At 69.1% G+C, this 19,318-nt stretch carries 11 protein-coding genes; 4 read left to right on the forward strand and 7 right to left on the reverse strand.

Annotated features, from left to right (window positions below; translation table 11 throughout):
* Positions 1–54 precede the first annotated feature (54 nt).
* The 6 genes from pulA to VXC91_RS22055 all read right to left on the reverse strand — a co-directional run bounded on the left by pulA (position 55) and on the right by VXC91_RS22055 (position 12,588).
* Positions 55–5,502: a pullulanase-type alpha-1,6-glucosidase gene (gene pulA, locus VXC91_RS22030; RefSeq protein WP_329509028.1), complete on the reverse strand. Its 5,448-nt coding sequence runs from the start codon at positions 5,500–5,502 to the stop codon at positions 55–57.
* Between the two features lie 213 nt (positions 5,503–5,715).
* Complete coding sequence (locus VXC91_RS22035) at positions 5,716–7,098, reverse strand: alpha-amylase (RefSeq protein WP_329509029.1); 1,383 nt, start codon at positions 7,096–7,098, stop codon at positions 5,716–5,718.
* Between the two features lie 280 nt (positions 7,099–7,378).
* Positions 7,379–9,058, reverse strand: coding sequence for a glycoside hydrolase family 13 protein (locus VXC91_RS22040; RefSeq protein WP_329509030.1), 1,680 nt, complete (start codon positions 9,056–9,058; stop codon positions 7,379–7,381).
* Positions 9,059–9,265: 207 nt separating this feature from the next.
* A complete protein-coding gene (locus VXC91_RS22045; RefSeq protein WP_329509031.1) occupies positions 9,266–10,186 on the reverse strand; it encodes a sugar ABC transporter permease in 921 nt (306 codons plus the stop codon).
* Between the two features lie 13 nt (positions 10,187–10,199).
* Positions 10,200–11,204: a carbohydrate ABC transporter permease gene (locus VXC91_RS22050; RefSeq protein WP_329509032.1), complete on the reverse strand. Its 1,005-nt coding sequence runs from the start codon at positions 11,202–11,204 to the stop codon at positions 10,200–10,202.
* Between the two features lie 109 nt (positions 11,205–11,313).
* Entirely contained in the window at positions 11,314–12,588 is a 1,275-nt protein-coding gene (locus VXC91_RS22055; RefSeq protein ID WP_329509033.1) for an extracellular solute-binding protein, read from the reverse strand.
* Between the two features lie 425 nt (positions 12,589–13,013).
* Between VXC91_RS22055 and VXC91_RS22060 the strand changes: the two genes are divergently transcribed.
* Together VXC91_RS22060 and VXC91_RS22065 are read left to right on the forward strand one after the other, a co-directional pair.
* Complete coding sequence (locus VXC91_RS22060; protein WP_329509034.1) at positions 13,014–14,054, forward strand: LacI family DNA-binding transcriptional regulator; 1,041 nt, start codon at positions 13,014–13,016, stop codon at positions 14,052–14,054.
* Between the two features lie 101 nt (positions 14,055–14,155).
* Positions 14,156–15,031 (forward strand): phosphatase PAP2 family protein, encoded by an 876-nt coding sequence (locus VXC91_RS22065; RefSeq protein WP_329509035.1) that lies wholly within the window; start codon positions 14,156–14,158, stop codon positions 15,029–15,031.
* Here the strand turns inward: VXC91_RS22065 and VXC91_RS22070 are convergent.
* A complete protein-coding gene (locus VXC91_RS22070) occupies positions 15,019–18,018 on the reverse strand; it encodes a bifunctional [glutamine synthetase] adenylyltransferase/[glutamine synthetase]-adenylyl-L-tyrosine phosphorylase (RefSeq protein ID WP_329509036.1) in 3,000 nt (999 codons plus the stop codon). The two genes, VXC91_RS22065 and VXC91_RS22070, sit on opposite strands and share 13 nt — an antisense overlap.
* 382 nt (positions 18,019–18,400) lie before the next feature.
* On the opposite strand from VXC91_RS22070, the gene VXC91_RS22075 reads away from it, so the two are divergent.
* Positions 18,401–19,069 carry a DUF4097 family beta strand repeat-containing protein gene (locus VXC91_RS22075; RefSeq protein ID WP_329509037.1) on the forward strand — a complete coding sequence of 223 codons (669 nt, stop codon included), beginning with the start codon at positions 18,401–18,403 and terminating at the stop codon, positions 19,067–19,069.
* A 30-nt stretch (positions 19,070–19,099) separates the two neighbouring features.
* On the forward strand, positions 19,100–19,318 hold a 219-nt coding region (locus VXC91_RS22080), incomplete at its 3' end, for an ATP-binding cassette domain-containing protein (protein ID WP_329509038.1).

Below are 19,318 nucleotides of genomic sequence, written 5' to 3' on the forward strand. Positions count from 1 at the left end.
CGGAAAAGGTGGGGCGGACCGGGAGTTTCCGGCCCGCCCCACCACGCTAGTGTCCTAGCGTCCGGCCCGGGAGAAGATCCCTACCGTGCGACCCGGAACGGCGAACGTCCCGGATTCCTCCGCGTACGAGGACGTCTTGACGATAGGGTCTGCGCCCTCGGCCTGCGCCGGATGCAGCGCGTAGACCTTGCCGGCCAGGTTCGCAACCGTCTGCTCCTGCCGCTTCGGCGTCGCGTTGAAGACGACGACCAGATCGCCCAGCTCCATCGTGATCACGCCGGGCGTCTCGTCCTTCCCGGAGAGCGGGAAGGAGAGCTTCGACTGCACCTCGTCGGCTGTGGCGAGGGAGAAGACGGGCTCGATCGTACGGATCCTCAGCAGGTCCCGGTACGCAGCGGAGGCGCCGTCGATCTGGTCGCACCCCACCTCGACCGAGGTCAGCAGGGGCCCCGCATAGGGCCATTTCGACCGGTTGTCGGCCGCCGGCGGCAGCCCGCGCCCGAAGCCGTTGCCGTCCCGGCAGTCCCAGTGGACCGCGTTGAACCAGTCACCGCTGTCGAAGGAGTTGCGGTCGAGGGACTTGGAGCGCAGCAGGTCCGAGCCGGCCTGGGAGAGAGACGGACCCTGCGAGAGGGCTGCCGTGGCCATGGCGAGGACCTGCATACGGGCCCGGTCGGACGCGGAGGTGTCCTTGGGCAGCTTGTACGCGAGCGCGTCGAACAGCGACTCGTTGTCGTGTGCGTCGGCGTACGCAACGGCGTCGCCCGGCGCGTCCGCGTAGCCGGCCGGGGCGCCGTTGTAGTCGACCTCGGCTCCGGTGACGTCCTTGCCGTCCGTGCCGGTGAACCGGTACTCGGCGAGGTTGCCGCTGAGACCGACCTTGATGAGGTCCTGGTAGTGCAGGAGCTGGGCCTTCTGCTCGGCGGGCGTCCCGTTGCCCGTCGAGGAGTTGGGGTCGGTGTACAGGCCGGAGGCGAAGCCCTGCACGCCCGGGTCCTCGTCGAAGGGGCCGCCACCGCGCACCGCGTCACGGGCCCGGTCGGAGAAGGTGGCGATGCCGGTGCCGGCCATGTTCGCCTGCGTCGCCTGGACGAAGCGGGCGTCGTTCGCGACCTCGCCGAAATTCCAGCCCTCGCCGTAGAGGATGATCTTCTTGCCGTCGACGCCGTCCTCCGCGAGGGTCAGCGCGTCGAGGGCCCGGCGCACGGCGAGGATGCCGGCCTTCGGGTGGTGGCCCATGAGGTCGAAGCGGAACCCGTCGACCTTGTACTCCCTGGCCCAGGTGACGATCGAGTCCACGACGAGTTTGCCCATCATGGCGTTCTCGGGCGCGGTGTTGGCACAGCATGTGCTGTTGGCCACCGAGCCGTCGGCGAGCAGCCGCTGGTAGTAGCCCGGCACGATACGGTCCAGGACGCTGGTGTCCGCCTGCCCGCTCGCCGCCGTGTGGTTGTAGACGACGTCCATGACGACCCTGAGGCCGTCCTGGTTCAGCGACTTGATCATCTCGCGGAACTGGAGCGTACGGGCGGTGCCGTCCGGGTCGGTGGCGTAGGAGCCCTCGGGGACCGTGTAGTGGTAGGGATCGTAACCCCAGTTGTAGGCGTCCTTGGCGGCCGACTTCGTCACGCACTCCTGCTGCTTGTCGGAGTCGGCCGGGTAGGAGGCGAGGTCGCAGTCGGGGCTCGCCTGGTCGGCCTTCCTCTCGGGGATGGTGGCGATGTCGAAGGCGGGCAGCAGATGCACGTACGACGTCCCGGCCTTCGCCAACTCGCGCAGATGCTCGGAGCCGTCGCTGTCCTGGTCGGTGAAGGCGAGATAGGTGCCCCGGTCCTTCGCCGGGACCGTGCTGTCGGCAACCGAGAAGTCCCGGATGTGCAGTTCCTGGATCTGCGCGTCCCTGAGCGGCACGGCCTTGGGTTTGGCCAGTGTCGACCAGCCGCGCGGGGCGAGCGACCTGTCGTTCAGGTCGACGACGAGGCTGCGCTGCGAGTCCGCGGTGAGGGCGACCGAGTAGGGGTCGGTGACCTCGTTGGTGACGACCTTGCGGACGCTGGGCGCCCAGACCTTCACGACGTACCGGTAGGGCTTGTTCCTCCAGGATGCGGGACCGGTGACGGACCAGACGCCGGTGGTGGCGTCCCGGCGCATCGGCACGGCTGTGCCGTCGAGGTCGAGACGCACGCTCTGGGCCGTCGGCGCCCACACGGACAGGGTCGGCCGGCCGTCGTGGAAGACCGGGCCGAGCGCGGCCTTGGTCGCGCCGGGATACAGATCGTCCAGGACACCGGCGATCTGCACTCCGGTAGCGGCGAGCACAGCACCGTTCACCGCGCGCTGGGAGGCCACGATCTGCCCACTCAGCGCCTCGCGCACCCGGTCGCGGTCGCGCGGGTCGACGGACCAGGCCGCATAGTCCTTCAGATGGGGGAACTTAGCCTTCTGCACGTCGGTGAGCATGGTCTTCGTCAGCCGCAGCCAGCGCTCGTCGTCGCTGGTGAGTGTGCCGTCGTTCACGGCGATCGAACCGTCGTGGGAGTACAGCAGCTGAGTGGAGGCGGCGCCGTCGACGCCGCTCCAGGCGAGGGTGTTCCGGTCGATCCAGATGGCCTTGGACGTGGTCGGGTCGAGAGCGGCCGCGCTGCCCGAAGGCTGCGGCAGCAGGTACTTCTCCTGCCCGTTCAGCAGCCACACCTCGTGGCCGTTCGCCGTGAGGTCCAGGGACTGGTCGGCGGGGAGGTCCTTCTCGTCGCCCTTGTGGACGATGTAGCTGAGGCTGTTGGCCCCCTCGGTGAGCGGCACCTCGAAGACCGCACCGTAGGCATCGGTCCTGACCGGCTTCAGCGGGTTCGACCAGTCGGTGGGGTTCGCGGCGCCCGTCCAGACGTGCAGGCCCCAGCCGTCGTAGTTCCCTCCCCCAGAGCCTTCGGCCTGGGAGGTGCCCCCAGCGCGGTGGTAGTGGAGGATCGCCTTCGTCTTGTCCTGCGCCGGGTAATCGGCCGCCGGCTTCTCGGTGAGGACGGCCTCCTTGCCCTGCTCGACCCAGACCTCGCCGGTCTTGGTGACGTCGATGAACCGGTCGGCGGAGACGTCCTTGGTGCCGTCCTTGTCGATGACCAGGAAGCCCACGTTCGAAGCGCCCGGCTTGAGCTTGACGTAGGCGAAGGCACCGTAGGCGTCGCGGCCGGCGAAGGGGTGGCTGTCCGGCCAGTCGGTCGCCTCGCCGTCGGCGAGGTCGCCCCAGGCGTACAGGCCCCAGTTCGCGTAGTCGCCGTCGGCGCGCTTGTAGTGGACGATCGCGTGGTCCCGGGAGGAGGCCGTGGGGATCTCGGGTGCGGGCGGTGTGCCGGTGGTGCTCATGGCGGCGGCGCTCGCGGTACGGCCGGCCGAGTCGATCACGACGGCCTTGTAGCGCAGGGCCGTGCCGGGCGCCACGTCCTTGCCGATGGTCTGGGTGACCTTGTACGGGGCGTGGTCGGCGGAGCCGAGGACGCGCCAGGGGCCGTTGCCGGTCTGGGCGGCGAAGACGACCCGGTCGAGCTGCCCGCCGTCGACGTCCGCCGCGACCTCCACGGTTCCGGTGGCGCCCGCGCCCGGGGCCTTCAGGGCGACCGTCGGCTTCGTGGCGGGTGCGCCGAGTCGGCCGGCGGCCTTGAGGACGACGGCCGACTCGGCCGGGACGGTGACGGTGACTTTCCTGTCCGCGTCGCTCCTGACCGACGTGTCCGTCCCGTAGACACCGCCGAACGTCATACCGGCCGACCCGGTCACGAACGTGGCCGTCTTCTGCTCACCGGCGTTGTTGAAGGCAACGACGTACTCGGTCCCGTCGCTCCCCGTGCGGGAGAAGGCGTAGATGCCGGCGCCGTCGGCCGCATACCGCTCGGTCTGGATTCCGTCGGCCAGCGCGGGGTTGTCCTTCCGCAGCGCGGAGAGACTGCTGATCTGCCGGTAGAGCGGCGCACTCGTGTCGTACGCGTCGCTCGCGTGCGTGCGGTCGGTGCCGATCTCGTCGTCGTCCAGGTAGTCCGCGACCTCGGAGGCGAACATCGTCTGGCGGGCGTCCTTGTCGCCGCCGGATCCGGTGAAGCCCTGTTCGTCGCCGTAGTAGACGACGGGGTTGCCGCGGCTGAGGAACATCAGCTCGTTGGCGAGTTCGTCCTTCTTGAGCAGTTCGGCGTCGGGCGCCCCGGGGTTGTCCTGCTCCAGGAAGGAGCCGATCCGTCCCATGTCGTGATTGCCGAGGAAGGCGACCTGCTCGTAGGCGTTGGCCTTGTCGGTCGTGTACTTGTAGTCGCTCGCGAAGACACCCGCGAGCTTCTGCGCGCTGCCGCCCTGGGAGGCGTACTGGCGGGCCGCCTCCTGGAAGGGGAAGTCGAGGGTGGCGTCGAGGCGGCCCTGCGTGACGTACGGGGACGTGAGGGAGGGGTCGGAGGAGTAGACCTCGCCGAACATGAAGAAGTTCTTGCGTCCGTGTGCGGCGGCGTACTTGTCGAGCGCCGTCGCCCACTGGGTCCAGAACTCCATGTTCACGTGCTTCACGGTGTCGATCCGGAAGCCGTCGACACCGAAGTCGCGCACCCAGCGCTCGTAGATCCTCTCCATGCCCTCGACGACCTCGGGACGTTCGGTCCACAGGTCGTCCAGGCCCGAGAAGTCGCCGTACGTGGTGGACTCACCGGCGTACGTGGAGTCACCGCGGTTGTGGTACATCGTCGGGTCGTTGAGCCACGAGGGGACCTTGACGTCCTTCTTCGCGGCGGGGACCACGGGTGTGCGCGGGAAGGAGTCGGCGTCCGTCGCCGGGAAGCCGTTCGTGCCTTCGGCGTGGCCGGCGTCGTCGAAGGGACGCCCGTCCTTGGTCAGATACGGGAACGCACCCTTGGAGAGGTAGTCGTAGGACTTCTCCTCGTAGTCGACGACATCGGCGGTGTGGTTGGTGATGACGTCGAAGAAGACCTTCATGCCCTTGGCGTGTGCCTTCGAGATGAGGGTCCGGAGGTCGTCGTTGGTGCCGAAGTGCGGGTCGACCCGGGTGAAGTCGGTGATCCAGTAGCCGTGGTAGCCGGCCGAGGTATCGGAACCGGTGCCCTGGACAGGCTGGTTCTTGAAGATCGGCGCCATCCAGATCGCGGTGGTGCCGAGTCCCTTGATGTAGTCGAGCCGCTTGATCAGGCCCTTGAGGTCACCGCCCTGGTAGAAGCCCTTGTCGGTGGGGTCGTAGCCGGTGGACAGGCGTGAACCGGTCAGGCCCCCGCGGTCATTGGAGGCGTCGCCGTTGGCGAAACGGTCCGGCATGACGAAGTAGAACTGCTCGCGGGTGGCGTCGTGCCGCGCGGGCTCGGCCGCGAGCCGCGCATCGGACGGCGGCGGGGGCGGAGTGGCGGCCCGTGCGGCCAGGGGCTGCAGGAGCGCCGCGGCGAGCGCGGTGACGGTGAGGGCCGCGACCCTTGTCCGGCTCGGGATACGGCGCCTCGAGGGCGCCGGCCATCTCGGTATCACAGGCGTGAACTCCTCGCGATTGCGGCTCGATCGGGTCCGACCCCTGCGCCGCGGCACGGCTCCGTCGCCGGGCGCCCGCGCGACCGTACCGCCCGCGCAAGGTTTACAGCAAGAGTTATGAAAGCAGCGGAAATAATTTGCATCGGGCTACGCGACGGACGAAGGCCCACTGCCTCCGGCACGGCGGGCAGTGGGCCTGGGAGGGGTGCCGGCTCAGCAGCCCGACTTTCCCGCGTAGATGGCGAGCGCGGTGTTCGGGGCGACCGACGCCTCGAACCAGCCACTGCTGTTCACCGTCACGGTCCTGTTGCCCTGCACATCGCAGTAGGTGCCCGCGGGCAGCGACGTCTCGTACCACCGGTCGGCCGTCGTGCTCTCGTGATTGATCACCACATAGCCCTTGCTGCCCCGGCCGAAGGCGATGAGGTTGTTGCCGTTGTCCCACCACTTGGTGACCGCCTGTCCGCGTGTGGCGTTGCGGAAGGCGACCATCGACTTGATCTCCGGCCAGGCGTGCTGGCACTTCCAGCCGTTCTGCCAGCAGGCGTTCACCTGGCCGCCGTTCGGCGGGCCGGCGTCCGCGTCGGACCACTCGTAGCCGGAATTGATGTCGGGGGCGCCATAGGGCCAGGCCAGCATGAAGACGTTGGCCAGTGTGTAGTCGGCGCCGCTCTTGTAGTTCAGGGTCGCGCCGTTGCGCTCGGTGTCGTGGTTGTCCACGAAGACGCCGGCGACCGAGCTGTTCAAGTAGCCCCAGCCCTCGCCGTAGTTGCCGAGGTAGGCCAGCTTCTCGCTGGTGAACACCCGCTTGAGGTCATAGGCGTAGCGGAATTCCTGGACGTCGCCGTTGCCCGTGTACTCGGTCGGCTGGACCGCCTCGCCCGCACCGTGGATGACCTCCTGCTTCCAGTACGCGGAGGGGTTGGTCAGCCGGGACTTGATGGCGGCCAGGTCCGCTGCCGGGATGTGCTTGGCCGCGTCGATGCGGAAGCCGTCGACACCGAGGCCGAGCAGGTCGTTCATATAGCTGGCGATCGTCTTTCGGACGTACTCCTCACCGGTGTCCAGGTCGGCGAGGCCCACCAGTTCGCAGTGCTGGACGTTCCAGCGGTCCTGGTAGTCGGTGACCTGGGCGGTGCAGTCGTCGAAGTCGGCGGACGAGTACAGGCCGGGATAGGCGTACTTCGTGTACGACGAACCTCCCGTGCCGGTTCCGCTGCCGGCCGACATGTGATTGACGACGGTGTCCACGACGACCTTCACGCCCGCCGCGTGGCAGGTGTCGACCATGTTCCGGAAGGCCGTGCGGTCACCGAGGCGGCCCGCGATCCGGTAGCTCACCGGCTGGTAGGACGTCCACCACTGCGAGCCCTGTATGTGCTCGGCGGGCGGGGAGACCTGCACGTAGCCGTAGCCGGCCGGACCGAGGGTGGTGGTGCACTCCCTGGCGACCGAGGCGAATTTCCACTCGAAGAGGACGGCGGTGACGTCCTTGGTGCCGGGCGGGGAGGCCTGGGCGGTCCCGGCGAGGACGGCGAGTGCGACCGACACGGCCGCCGTGAGGGCGAGGGCGCCGGAGAGCGTTCTACTGGCCATGTGGGGGTTCCTTCTCCGTTGAAGGATCTGCTGGGGGCGCCTGCCGGAGACCCTGAGATCTCCTGAGGGGAATTGCTGCAAGTTTTCAACTACTTGCAATCGAGCAGACCGTACGAGCCCGGGCCGTGACGGTCAACCCCTCGGCATGTTCCTGCCATATACGAAGTAGGGCCGGATAGCGGCCGGTTGGCGCGGTGGGAACTGCCGGGACAGACGGCGGGGCCCGCCGTCCATGCCGGACGACGGGCCCCTGAAAACGATCGGAAAGCCTTGCGAGGCGTCAGTCGACCGTCCACCAGACCGTCGTGTCGGCCGGCACCTTCGCCTCGCCGTCCGCCTCGGTCACCTCGGCGCTTGCGAGCAGCACACGGCCGTACGCCGGAAGCGCGACCGACTCACCGCTGGTGTTGGCGACGCAGACGAAGCCCCCGCGCCGGAAGGCCAGCACGCCCTCGGGTGCACGCAGCCACTCGACCGAGTCGCCGGCGCCGAGGCCGGGCTGCTCGCGCCGCGCGGCGAGCGCGGAGCGGTACAGCTCCAGGGTGGAGCCGGCCACGCCCTGCTGCGCCTCGACACTCAGGTCGCCCCAGCCCGCCGGCTGCGGCAGCCAGCTGCCGCCGGTGCCGAAGCCGTAGGACGACCCGCTGCGGGTCCACGGGATCGGGACACGGCAGCCGTCACGGAAGCCGTCCTGTCCCGCGCCGCGGAAGTACGCCGGGTCCTGGCGCACCTCGTCGGGCAGGTCGACCACGTCCGGCAGACCGAGTTCCTCGCCCTGGTAGATGTACGCCGATCCGGGCAGCGCCAGCATGAGCAGGGTGGCGGCCCTTGCCCGCCGAAGCCCCAGCTCGCGGTCGCCGGCCGTGCGGATCTGGGTGCCGAGGCCGGGCGGGTTGGCGAAGCGGGTGGCGTGGCGGGTCACATCGTGGTTCGAGAGCACCCAGGTGGCCGGGGCGCCGACAGGGCGCATGGCCTCCAGGGTGCGCTCGATCACGGCGCGGAGCTCGGCCGCGTCCCAGTCGGTGCTCAGATACTGGAAGTTGAAGGCCTGGTGGAGCTCGTCGGGGCGGACGTAGTTGGCGGTGCGTTCGACGGTGGGGGTCCAGGCCTCGGCGACGAAGATGCGCTCGCCCGCGTACTCGTCCAGGATCGTGCGCCACTGGCGGTAGATGGCGTGGACGCCGTCCTGGTCGAAGAACGGCATGACATCGTTGCCCAGCAGCTTGAGCTGGTCATGGGTGCCGAGGTCGGGCAGACCCTCGGCCTTCACCAGGCCGTGGGCGACGTCGATACGGAAGCCGTCGACGCCCATGTCGAGCCAGAAGCGCAGGATGGAGCGGAACTCGTCGCCGACGGCGGGGTGGTCCCAGTTGAAGTCGGGCTGCTCGGGCGCGAAGAGGTGCAGATACCACTCGCCGGGGGTGCCGTCGGGTTCGGTGACGCGGGTCCATGCCGGGCCGCCGAAGACGGACTCCCAGTCGTTGGGCGGCAGTTCGCCGTTCTCGCCCTTGCCCGGACGGAAGTGGTAGCGCTCGCGCAGCGGCGAGCCGGGGCCTTCGGCGAGCGCGCGCCTGAACCACTCGTACTGGTCGGAGGAGTGGTTCGGGACCAGGTCGACGATGATGCGCAGCCCCAGCCCGTGGGCGTCGCGGATCAGCGCGTCGGCGTCCAGGAGGTTGCCGAACATGGGGTCGACGGCACGGTAGTCGGCGACGTCGTAGCCGGCATCGGCCTGCGGCGAGGCGTAGAAGGGGCTGAGCCAGACGGCGTCCACGCCGAGGTCGCGCAGATACGGGAGTCGGGAGCGTACGCCCTCCAGGTCCCCCATGCCGTCGCCGTTGCCATCGGCGAAGCTGCGCGGATAGACCTGGTAGATCACCGCCTCACGCCACCAGTCGCGGTGGGCGGCGACCGTGGCGAGGGCGGTGTTCGGGGCCGGGTCGGCGGAGTGCTGGCTCATGGCGTCCTTGATGTGATGCGGGTCCCCGCCCTCGGCGAGCCCGGGAGCGAGGAAGGAGTGGGGGTCGTTGAGGCGGCTCGGGCGGAGGATGACGAGGCGGCCGCGGTGACTGCGGGGTCTGGACGTCCCCCTGCTCGAAGAGCCTGGGGGAGGGCCCCGCGGCCGCCACCCGCGCGGATCAGGCGCGCGGGAGCCCTGCGAGGGTGGTCAGCCCTTCGTGCCGCCCGCGGTGAGGCCGGTCACCAGGTTCTTCTGCACAAGGTAGAAGAACGCGGAGACGGGTATCGCGATCAGCACCGCGGTGGCGGCCATCAGGTTGCGCTGAGCGTCGTGTTCGCTGATGAAGCTCTGCAGGCCGACGGCGAAGGTGTACTTGTCGTCGCTCAGCATGAACGTCGAGGCGAAGGCGACCTCGCCGAAGGCGGTGATGAAGCTGTAGAAGGCGGCGACCGCCAGACCCGGCTTGGCGAGCGGCAGGATAAGCCGCGCGAACGTGCCGAAGGGGGTCAGCCCGTCGACGCGTCCCGCCTCGTCGATCTCGAACGGGATGGTGTCGAAGTAGCCCTTGAGCAGCCAGGCGCAATACGGCACCGCGGTGGAGCAGTACACGAGGACGAGGCCGAGGTAGCTGTCGATGAGCTGCACGTCGGCCAGGATCTGGTACATCGGCACCATGAGAACCGCTACCGGGAACATCTGGGTGACCAGGAGCACCCACATGAACTTCCGGTAACCCGGAAAGCGCATGCGGGAGACCGCGTACCCGGTCGTCGCGGCGACCAGGACGCCGAGGACCGTGGTGCCGAGCGAGACGATCAGCGAATTCTTCAGCCAGTCGAAGAAGCCGGTGTGCTGCAGGACGAACGAGTAGTTGTCGAAGGTCATCTTCGCCCAGATGCCTCCGGGGTGGAGGTAGTCGTCCTTGTCCGGGCCGAGAGACAGGAACACCAGCCAGGCGACCGGGAAGAGCGCGACGATGCTCGCGACGATCAGGATGCCGTGGGAGGCGAGGGAGGCCAGCAGGCCGCGCTCGCCTCGGCGGCGCACGGGGCCGCGGTTCAGCGCGGCAAGAGCCTGGGGCGTCACCGGCTTGTCGGCGGTGATCTCGGGAGGTGTCGTGGTGCTCATGGGGGCTCCTGCCTCAGATCGCGAGCTGCTGCTCATTGCGGTTCAGCCAGCGGCGGTAGAAGGAGGTGAAGACGATCAGGATGGCCAGCAGCAGGATGCCGTAGGCGGCCGACTGCGCGAAGTCACGCGGCTGCTGTCCGAAGCCGAGGTAGTAGGCCCAGGTCACGAGGATCTGGGCATCGGGCGCGGTGTTGCCGAACAGCAGGAAGATGACGGCGAACTGGTTGAAGGTCCAGATGATGCCGAGCAGTACGACGGTCGAGCTGACGGACCTCAGGCCGGGCAGGGTGACGTACCGGAACCGCTGCCAGGCGCTCGCGCCGTCCATCTCGGCGGCCTCGTACAGCGAGGAGTCGATGGACTGCAGTCCGCCGAGCAGCGAGACCATCATGAACGGCACACCGGCCCAGGTGTTGACCATGATGGCGGCGAACCGCTGCCAGAAGGTGTCCTCGAGCCACAGCGGCGTGGGCAGATGCAACGCGTCGAGGGCGGAGTTGATGATGCCGGTGTCGGCGAGCATGAACCGCCAGCCGAAGACGGTGACGAAGGTGGGCACGGCCCACGGCAGGATCAGGATCAGCCGGTAGAAGGTGCGGCCGCGCAGCCTCTGGTTGAGAAGCAGGGCGAGAGCCAGCCCGATGGAGTAGTGCAGGGCGACGCACACCGCCGTCCACACGATCGTCCAGATGAAGTGCGACCAGAACCGGGCGTACGACGTCGGACCGAACAGGATGTCCTTGTAGTTGTCCAGCCCGATGAACTTGTAGGTGGCGTCGATGTGGTTGACGCCGATCGTACGGGCCGTGTTGAGGCTGTTGGCGTCGGTGAGCGTGAGGTAGAAGCCGTACACCAGGGGGTAGAGCACGAGGACGCCGAGGACGATCACCACGGGGGCGATCATCGCGTACGCGTACCAGTACTTCTGGTAACTGTGCTTCAGGCGCTGACCCAGCCCGGGTCGCGGTCCTCGCTCACCGCGCCGTTCGCCGGTCGCGCGGTCGATGGCGACTGTCATGGTTCGACACCTTCTGGAAGATCAGGAAGATCAGGGGGGGTGGGCCGGGCACAGGCCGGGCCGCCGGATCCTTCCCCCGTTCGCAGGAGGATCCGGCGGCCACACGGGCTTACTTGCTGAAGTCCGGAACCAGCTTGGCGATGGCGAGCTCCACGTTGCTCAGGCCCTTGTCCAGGGGTTCCTTGCCGCCCGCGATCTTGGGCAGCTCGGTGTCGAGCGGGCCCCACAGCGAGCTGTACTCGGGCAGCGCCGGGCGCGGCTGGGCGGCAGCGAGGACGCCCTGGTAACCGGCGATACCGGGGTCGGCCTTGACCTGCGCGCTGTAGGCGTCGTCACGCGTCGGCAGCGTGGAGTTCTTCAGGGCGATGGTCTCCTGGGACTTCGCCGAGGTCATGAAGTTGACGAACTTCAGGGCCGCTTCCTGGTGGGCCTTGTCCGAGCCCGCGTACACGGACAGGTTGTGGCCGCCGGTCGGCGCGCCCGCCTTGCCGCTGGAGCCGGCCGGGACGGTGGCGATGCCGAGGTTGGACTTGTCCGTGAAGGCCGAGCCCTTGTAGAAGTTCGTGATCTCCCACGGGCCCTGGATGATCGCGGCGACCTTGCCGTTGACGAACGCGTCCTGGATGTGGGCGTAGGCGTCGGCGGTGGTGTCGGCCTTGTGCAGGCCCTTGCCGGAGAACAGGCTCAGCCAGGTGCCGTACGCCTTCTTCGCGGCGTCCGAGTTGACGGTGATCTTCTTGGCGGAGGCGTCGACCGTGTCGACGCCCTCGCCGTAGAGGAAGCTCTGGGCGTAGTAGGCCTGGGTGGAGCCCCAGTAGCCGTCGACCTTGGTCTTGTCCTTGATCTTCGCGGCGTCGGACTTCAGCTCGTCCCAGGTCTTGGGGGCCTCGGTGATGCCGGCCTTCTGGAAGAGGGCCTTGTTATAGACGAGCGCGAGGGTGTCGGTGACGATGGGCACACCGTAGGTCTTGCCCTCGTACTGGGCCTGCTGGACCAGGTTGGCCTGGAACTTGTCCTTGTCCGCGAGGGCCTCGGTGCCGTCCAGCGGCAGGAAGTAGCCCTTCTTCGCGAAGGCGGGGGTCCAGCCGACCTCGGAGCGCAGCACGTCGGGGGCGCCCTTGGAGCCGGCGGCGGTGTCGAACTTGTTCTGCGCCTGGTCGAAGGGGACGTCGACGTACTTGACCTTGATCTTCGGGTTGGCCTTCTCGAAGTCCGCGACCAGTGCCTTGTACGTCGGCGCCTCATTGGTGGCGTTGGAGGTGTCCCACCAGGTGATGGTCACCGGGCCGTCCGACTTGTCGCTGCCGCTGTCGCTCCCGCCGCACGCCGTCGCCGCGAGGGCGAAGGACGCCACCAGCGCGCTGGCCGCTATGCCACGCCGCATGAGTTCTCCTTGAGGGTGAAAGCCCGTGTGCTACAGGTGGCGGTCCCGTCCGCCGCCCCTGTCGACTTGCCGACTGCGCCGTTGCGGCCGCCGGGCGACGTGAACGTAACAGCGATGTAAGCCTTGCGAAAGACTTTGCAGCAAAAAAGTGAAAGAGGCGACAATGGTTACCCGGCCGTGACCTCGCCGTGAGGGCCCTGCGTCTTGTCTTTAGGCCTGCTCGGCGCGACCACGGACACTTGTGCAAGACTCTGCAAACTCTTGCCACAGGTCTCTGTCACGGGGGATCATCCCGTTGCGGACCGGACGCCGACAGAACACGAGGGAGCGCGATGACGCAGCAACCCGCAGCGGGCCGTTCAACCGCCCGGGCCCGGCGTCCTTTTGGTGGGCAAGCGGACATACGGCCGGTACAGTCCCATCCCGTGACCACACGGCTTGCAGACATCGCAGCCCAGGCGGGGGTCAGCGAGGCGACTGTGAGCCGCGTCCTGAACGGGAAGCCTGGAGTCGCGGCGACCACACGGCAGTCCGTCCTCGCCGCGCTCGACGTGCTGGGCTACGAGCGTCCGGTGCGGCTGCGCCGGCGCAGCGAGGGCCTGGTGGGCCTGATCACCCCGGAGCTGGAGAACCCGATATTCCCGGCGCTGGCCCAGGTCATCGGCCAGGCGCTGACCCGGCAGGGGTACACGCCCGTGCTCGCGACCCAGACACCGGGCGGCTCCACCGAGGACGAGTTGACCGAGATGCTCGTGGACCGCGGGGTCGCCGGCATCATCTATGTCTCCGGGCTGCACGCGGACACCACCGCCGATATGCAGCGCTATGAGCGCCTGCGCGCCCAGGGCGTGCCGTTCGTACTGGTGGACGGCTTCTCGCCCAAGGTGGAGGCACCGTTCATATCCCCCGACGACCGTGCCGCGATGTCCCTGGCGGTCACGCACCTGGTGTCGCTGGGGCACACCCGGATCGGTCTGGCCCTCGGACCCAAGCGGTTCGTGCCGGTGCAGCGGAAGATCGAGGGGTTCGTACGCACGATGCAGGAGCAGCTCGGGCTGTCCACCGACGAGATCGAGTCAACGCTGGTCCAGCACTCTCTGTACACGCTGGAGGGCGGACAGGCGGCGGCGTCCGCGCTCATCGACCGGGAGTGCACGGCGGTGGTGTGCGCGAGCGACATGATGGCGCTCGGGGCGATACGCGCGGCTCGGCAGCAGGGGCTGGAAGTCCCCACCGACGTCTCGGTGGTGGGATTCGACGACTCACCGCTCATCGCCTTCACGGACCCGCCGCTGACGACGATCCGCAAGCCGGTTCCGGCGATGGGACAGGCGGCCGTGCGGACGTTGCTGGAGGAGATAGGCGGGACGCCCGCGCCCCACAGTGAATTCGTGTTCATGCCGGAGCTGGTGGTGCGAGGGTCGACGGCTTCGGCGCCTGGGGACCGGAGTCGTCATCGGCAGTAGTCACCCCTCCTCCCAGGGGTGAACCGGATGGAGAAAATGCGGCCCGAACCCTTCCAGGGGATGATCGGTGGGAGGCTGCCTTTCTGGCAGACTCTGTGCCTATGGGTGACGAGACCGTGACAGCGGTGGACGGCCGGAGGCAGGCCGCCGACGCCGTCGCGGAGGAGAGCGGGGACCGCGCGAGGCAGGGGCTGCTACGACGGATCCGCACCCCCCGGCGTCCTCGCCTCTGGTTCGAAATCCTGCTCATCGCGGTGAGTTACTGGACGTACTCACTGATCCGCAACGCCGTGCCCGAGCAGAAGGCCGAGGCGCTGGCCGACGCCGACTGGCTGTGGCGCCTCGAGCAGCATCTGGGCATCGCCGCGGAGGACTCGGTCAACCACGCCGTGAACTCGGTGACATGGCTGATCGTGGGGATGAACTACTACTACGCCACACTGCACTTCGTGGTGACGCTGGGTGTCCTGGTGTGGCTGTACCGCAGCCATCCGGGCCGGTACGCGGCGACCCGGCTCGCCCTGTTCGCCACCACGGCGGTGGCGCTGCTCGGCTACTACTTCTTCCCGCTCGCACCACCTCGGCTGATGACCGGCGGGGACTTCGTCGACACCGTGGTGGTGCACCAGACCTGGGGCTCGATGGCGTCGGGCGACCTGAAGCACATGTCGAACCAGTACGCGGCGATGCCGTCGATGCACATCGGCTGGTCGCTGTGGTGCGGTCTGACGATCTTCGCGCTGGCGACGGTGCCCTGGGTGCGGGTACTGGGCCTGCTGTATCCCGCAACCACTCTGGTGGTGATCGTCGCCACGGCGAACCACTTCTGGCTGGACGCGGTCGGCGGCACGCTGTGCCTGGCGTTCGGCTTCGCGGTGGCGTCGCTGTGGTACGGCGCCGTGCCGTACACGCTGCCGCGGACCTGGCATCGGAACCTGAAACCCGTCACCGTCGGTGGCAACGCCTACGTTCCGTAGAAGAGCTCCTCCATGACGGCCCTGGCCCGGCGGGTCGTGCGCCGGTAGTCGTCGAGCATGTCGCCCACGTGCCCCGGCCCGTACCCCAGGTAGCGGCCCACCGCGGCCAGCTCACGGCTCTGGGCAGGGAAGGTGTCCCCCGCCCGCCCCCGTACCAGCATCACCGCGTTGCGCACGCGCGAGGCGAGGACCCAGGCCTCGTCGAGGATCTCCGCCTCCTCGTCCGGCAGCAGTCCGGCCGTGCGCGCGGCAGCGAGCGCGGCGCGGGTGCGAGTGGTGCGCAGGCCCGGTTCCGTGCAGCCGTGCCGCAGCTGGAGCAGCTGGACCGTCCACTCCACGTCCGACAGGCCGCCACGGCCCAGCTTGGTGTGGAGCGTCTTGTCGGCGCCCCTGGGCAGCCGCTCCGACTCCATGCGGGCCTTCAGGCGCCGGATCTCGCGCACCGCGTCCTCGTCGAGCCCGCCCCGTGGGTAGCGCAGCGGGTCGACCAGTTCGATGAAGCGTCGGCCCAGGTCCTCGTCGCCGGCGACGGGCTCGGCCCTCAGCAGCGCCTGCGACTCCCAGACCAGCGACCAGCGCCGGTAGTACGCCTCGTACGAGGTCAGGGTGCGCACCAGCGGTCCCGACTTGCCCTCGGGACGCAGATCGGCGTCGATCAGCAGCGGCGGGTCGCTGCTCGGCAGCTGAAGCAGCCGGCGCATCTCCGCGACCACCCGGTTCGCCGCCTCGGCCGCCTCACGTTCGTCCACGCCCTCGCGCGGCTCGTGCACGAACAGCACGTCCGCGTCGGAGCCGTAGCCCAGTTCGTGCCCACCGAAGCGGCCCATGCCGATGACCGCGAACCGGGTGGGCAGGGTGTCGCCCCAGCCGGCGCGCACGACCGCGCGGAGCGTGCCCGCCAGCGTCGCCGCCGTCAGATCCGAGACCGCACCGCCGACCGTCTCGATCAGGGCGCCCTGGTTGGGCCGGGTGGGGGTGGCCTCGCTGCCGTAGGAGCCGACGATGTCCGCTGCGGCCGTGCGGAACAGCTCGCGCCGGCGCACGCCGCGCGCCACCGTGACCGCATGCTCGGCGTTCCCGGCACGGCCCACCGCGGCGAGGATCTCCTGTTCGAGGTGGGCGCGGGAGCGGGGTTCCAGGCCGCCGCCCTCCCCGTCGCCGAGGAGGGCCACCGCCTCCGGTGCGCGCATCAGCAGGTCGGGGGCGAGCCGGCCGGCGGACAGGACCCGGGCGAGGTTCTCGGCGGCGGCACCCTCGTCCCGCAGCAGCCGCAGGTACCACGGGGTCTTGCCGAGCGCGTCCGAGACCTTGCGGAAGTTGAGGAGGCCCGCGTCCGGGTCCGCGGAGTCGGCGAACCAGCCGAGCAGCACGGGCAGCAGGGTGCGCTGGATGGCGGCCTTGCGGGTGACGCCGGACGCCAGCGCCTCCAGATGGCGCAGCGCGGCGGCCGGGTCCGCATACCCGAGCGCGACGAGCCTCTCCCGGGCCGCGTCGAGGCTCAGCCGGGCCTCGCCTGGGGCGAGTTGGGCCACGGCGTCGAGCAGGGGCCGGTAGAAGAGCTTCTCGTGCAGCCGGCGTACGACACCGGTGTGCCGCTTCCACTCGCGGTTCAGCTCACCGAGGGGGTCGGTGCGCAGACCCAGGGAGCGGCCGAGGCGGCGCTGGTCGGCCTCGTCCTCGGGGACGAGGTGGCTGCGGCGCAGCCGGTAGAGCTGGATGCGGTGCTCCATGGAGCGAAGAAAGCGGTAGGCGTCGTCGAGCTGCACGGCGTCGACGCGGCCGACGTAGCCGCCGGCCGCGAGCGCCTTCAGCGCGTCGAGCGTGGTGCCGCTGCGCAGCGAGTTGTCGGACCGCCCGTGCACCAACTGCAGGAGCTGTACGGCGAATTCGACGTCCCTGAGACCGCCCGGACCGAGCTTGAGTTCCCGCTCGACCTCTCCGACCGGGATGTTGGCGACGACCCGGCGGCGCATCTCCTGCACGTCGGCGACGAAGTTCTCGCGCTCGGCGGCCTGCCAGACCAGCGGGGCGAGGGTGGCGACGTACTCCTCGCCGAGCAGCATGTCGCCGGCCACCGGGCGCGCCTTGAGCAGCGCCTGGAACTCCCATGTCTTGGCCCAGCGCTGGTAGTAGGCGAGGTGGCTGCTGAGCGTGCGCACGAGCGGGCCGTTCCTGCCCTCGGGCCGCAGATTCGCGTCGACGGGCCAGATGCTGCCCTCGACGGTGGGCTCGGAGCAGATCCGCATCATGTGCGAGGCCAGCCTGGTCGCGGCCGGCAGGGCCTTGTGTTCGTCCGCGCCGGCCGCGGCCTCCCCGACGAAGATGACGTCCACGTCCGAGACGTAGTTCAGCTCGTGCCCGCCGCACTTGCCCATCGCGATCACCGCGAGCCGGCAGCTCGCGGCGTCGTCGGGGGCCGCGGCGCGGGCGATCGCGAGGGCGGCGCGCAGCGTGGCCGTGGCGAGGTCGGCCAGCTCGGCGGCGGTCTGGGCGACATCGATGGTGCCGCACACGTCGCGTGCGGCGATCGACAGCAGACAGCGACGGTAGGCGACCCGCAGGGAAACGGGGTCGGTGGCTTCGACCAGCTGCCGTTCGAATTCCGCCACACCGGGGTGGAGGTCCTGCGGCTCGTAGTTGACCAGGGCCTGCCAGTCACCGGGATGGCGGGCGAGGTGGTCGGCGAGCGCGGCGGAGGCACCGAGGACGCCGAGCAGCCGGTCCCGCAGGGGCTTGGCGGCGATCAGCGTGTCGAGCAGCTCACGGCGGGCGGTGGGGACGGGCTGCGCCTCGAGGAGCCGGACGAGACCGCCCAGCGCCAGATCGGGGTCGGCGGTCGCGCCCAGGGCCTCGAGCAGAACGGGATCGGACCTTATCGGCGCGAGCTCGGGGCTCTCCAGGAGCCGCTCGGCGGCGGAGGGGTCGGTGAAGCCGTGCCGCAGCAGTCGCGTGAAGGTACTGCTCCTGCGCCCTTGGGGCAGGGTCATCCCTCGGCCTCCCGTCCAACCCGCTCTCGTCCGGACCACCCGATCAAGGTCTTACGAGCTCGAGCGTAACCGCAGTGGTCGGCACAAGCCCCGGTGCAGGGTGCCATGAGTTCCGCCGTCACGCAGGGGTGCGTCCCTGGGGACGTCCGGTTGCCGGGGCACGGGGCATGACGGATAGCGTTCACTCTCAATCCATTGCAACGAACGGCGGAGACGTGTTGCATTCAACTCAAGGCTGTTGCAACGATTTCCGGCTCTAGAACTGCAAGGACTGTAATTCTTCGCAACGATCCTGTTGCCAGAAGGATGAACGCAACGTAGCTTTTCCGTCATCAGAAACGGCGGAACGAAGCAACGCACGATGCAGCCGAAGGAGAGCACGATGCAGAAGTTCGACACCCCCGCCCCGGTCTCGACCGTCCTCGACATCCCCGCCGGAGACATCCGGTTCATCGCCGCCGACCGGGCCGACACCGCCGTCGAGGTCCTGCCCGCCGACGCCGCCAAGAGCCGCGACGTGAAGGCGGCGGAGCAGACCGAGGTCACCTACGACAACGGCGTCCTGCGGATCGGGGCCCCGGAGGCGAAGAACCGGATCCTCGGCAACTCCGGATCCATCGAGGTGACCGTCCAGCTGCCCGCCGGCTCCCACATCGAGGCGAAGGTGGCCCTCGCCGAACTCCGCGGCGTCGGACGGCTCGGCGACGTCACCTTCGAGGGCGCACAGGCCACGGTCAAGCTGGATGAGGCCGCGAACGCCCGCCTGACCCTCCAAGCCGGCGACATCTCGGTCGGCCGCCTCACCGGCCCCGCCGAGATCACCACCCAAAAGGGAGACATCCACATCACCGAGGCAGTGCGCGGCACGGTCACACTGCGCACCGAACACGGCGAGATCTCGGTCGGCGCCGCCCAGGGAGTCTCCGCCGCCCTGGACGCCGGCACCGGCTACGGCCGGATCCACAACTCGCTCAAGAACACCGACGGCGCCGCCGTCCTGAACATCCACGCGACCACCGCCTACGGCCACATCACCGCCCGCAGCCTGTGATCCCGCCGCCTGTAATAAGGAGCACCCCTCATGACCAACTTGGCCATCGCGGCGAACGGGCTGCGCAAGTCCTACGGCGACAAGACCGTCCTCGACGGCGTCGACCTGGCCGTCCCGGAAGGAACGGTCTTCTCACTGCTCGGCCCGAACGGCGCCGGCAAGACCACCGCCGTCAAGATCCTCTCCACCCTGATCTCCCCCGACCCCGCCAGTGGCCAACTCCACGTCGGCGGCCACGACCTCGCCACC

It is taken from the genome of Streptomyces chiangmaiensis (assembly GCF_036281785.1).
Classification (GTDB): Bacteria; Actinomycetota; Actinomycetes; order Streptomycetales; family Streptomycetaceae; genus Streptomyces; species Streptomyces chiangmaiensis.

Excerpts from the sequence above, each read along its gene's own strand:
- VXC91_RS22040 (WP_329509030.1), bottom strand. The coding sequence starts at position 9,058 with ATGAGCCAGCACTCCGCCGACCCGGCCCCGAACACCGCCCTCGCCACG.
- VXC91_RS22055 (WP_329509033.1), bottom strand. The coding sequence starts at position 12,588 with ATGCGGCGTGGCATAGCGGCCAGCGCGCTGGTGGCGTCCTTCGCCCTC.
- VXC91_RS22075 (WP_329509037.1), top strand. The coding sequence starts at position 18,401 with ATGCAGAAGTTCGACACCCCCGCCCCGGTCTCGACCGTCCTCGACATC.
- VXC91_RS22070 (WP_329509036.1), bottom strand. The coding sequence starts at position 18,018 with ATGACCCTGCCCCAAGGGCGCAGGAGCAGTACCTTCACGCGACTGCTG.
- VXC91_RS22065 (WP_329509035.1), top strand. The coding sequence starts at position 14,156 with ATGGGTGACGAGACCGTGACAGCGGTGGACGGCCGGAGGCAGGCCGCC.
- VXC91_RS22035 (WP_329509029.1), bottom strand. The coding sequence starts at position 7,098 with ATGGCCAGTAGAACGCTCTCCGGCGCCCTCGCCCTCACGGCGGCCGTG.
- VXC91_RS22050 (WP_329509032.1), bottom strand. The coding sequence starts at position 11,204 with ATGACAGTCGCCATCGACCGCGCGACCGGCGAACGGCGCGGTGAGCGA.
- VXC91_RS22045 (WP_329509031.1), bottom strand. The coding sequence starts at position 10,186 with ATGAGCACCACGACACCTCCCGAGATCACCGCCGACAAGCCGGTGACG.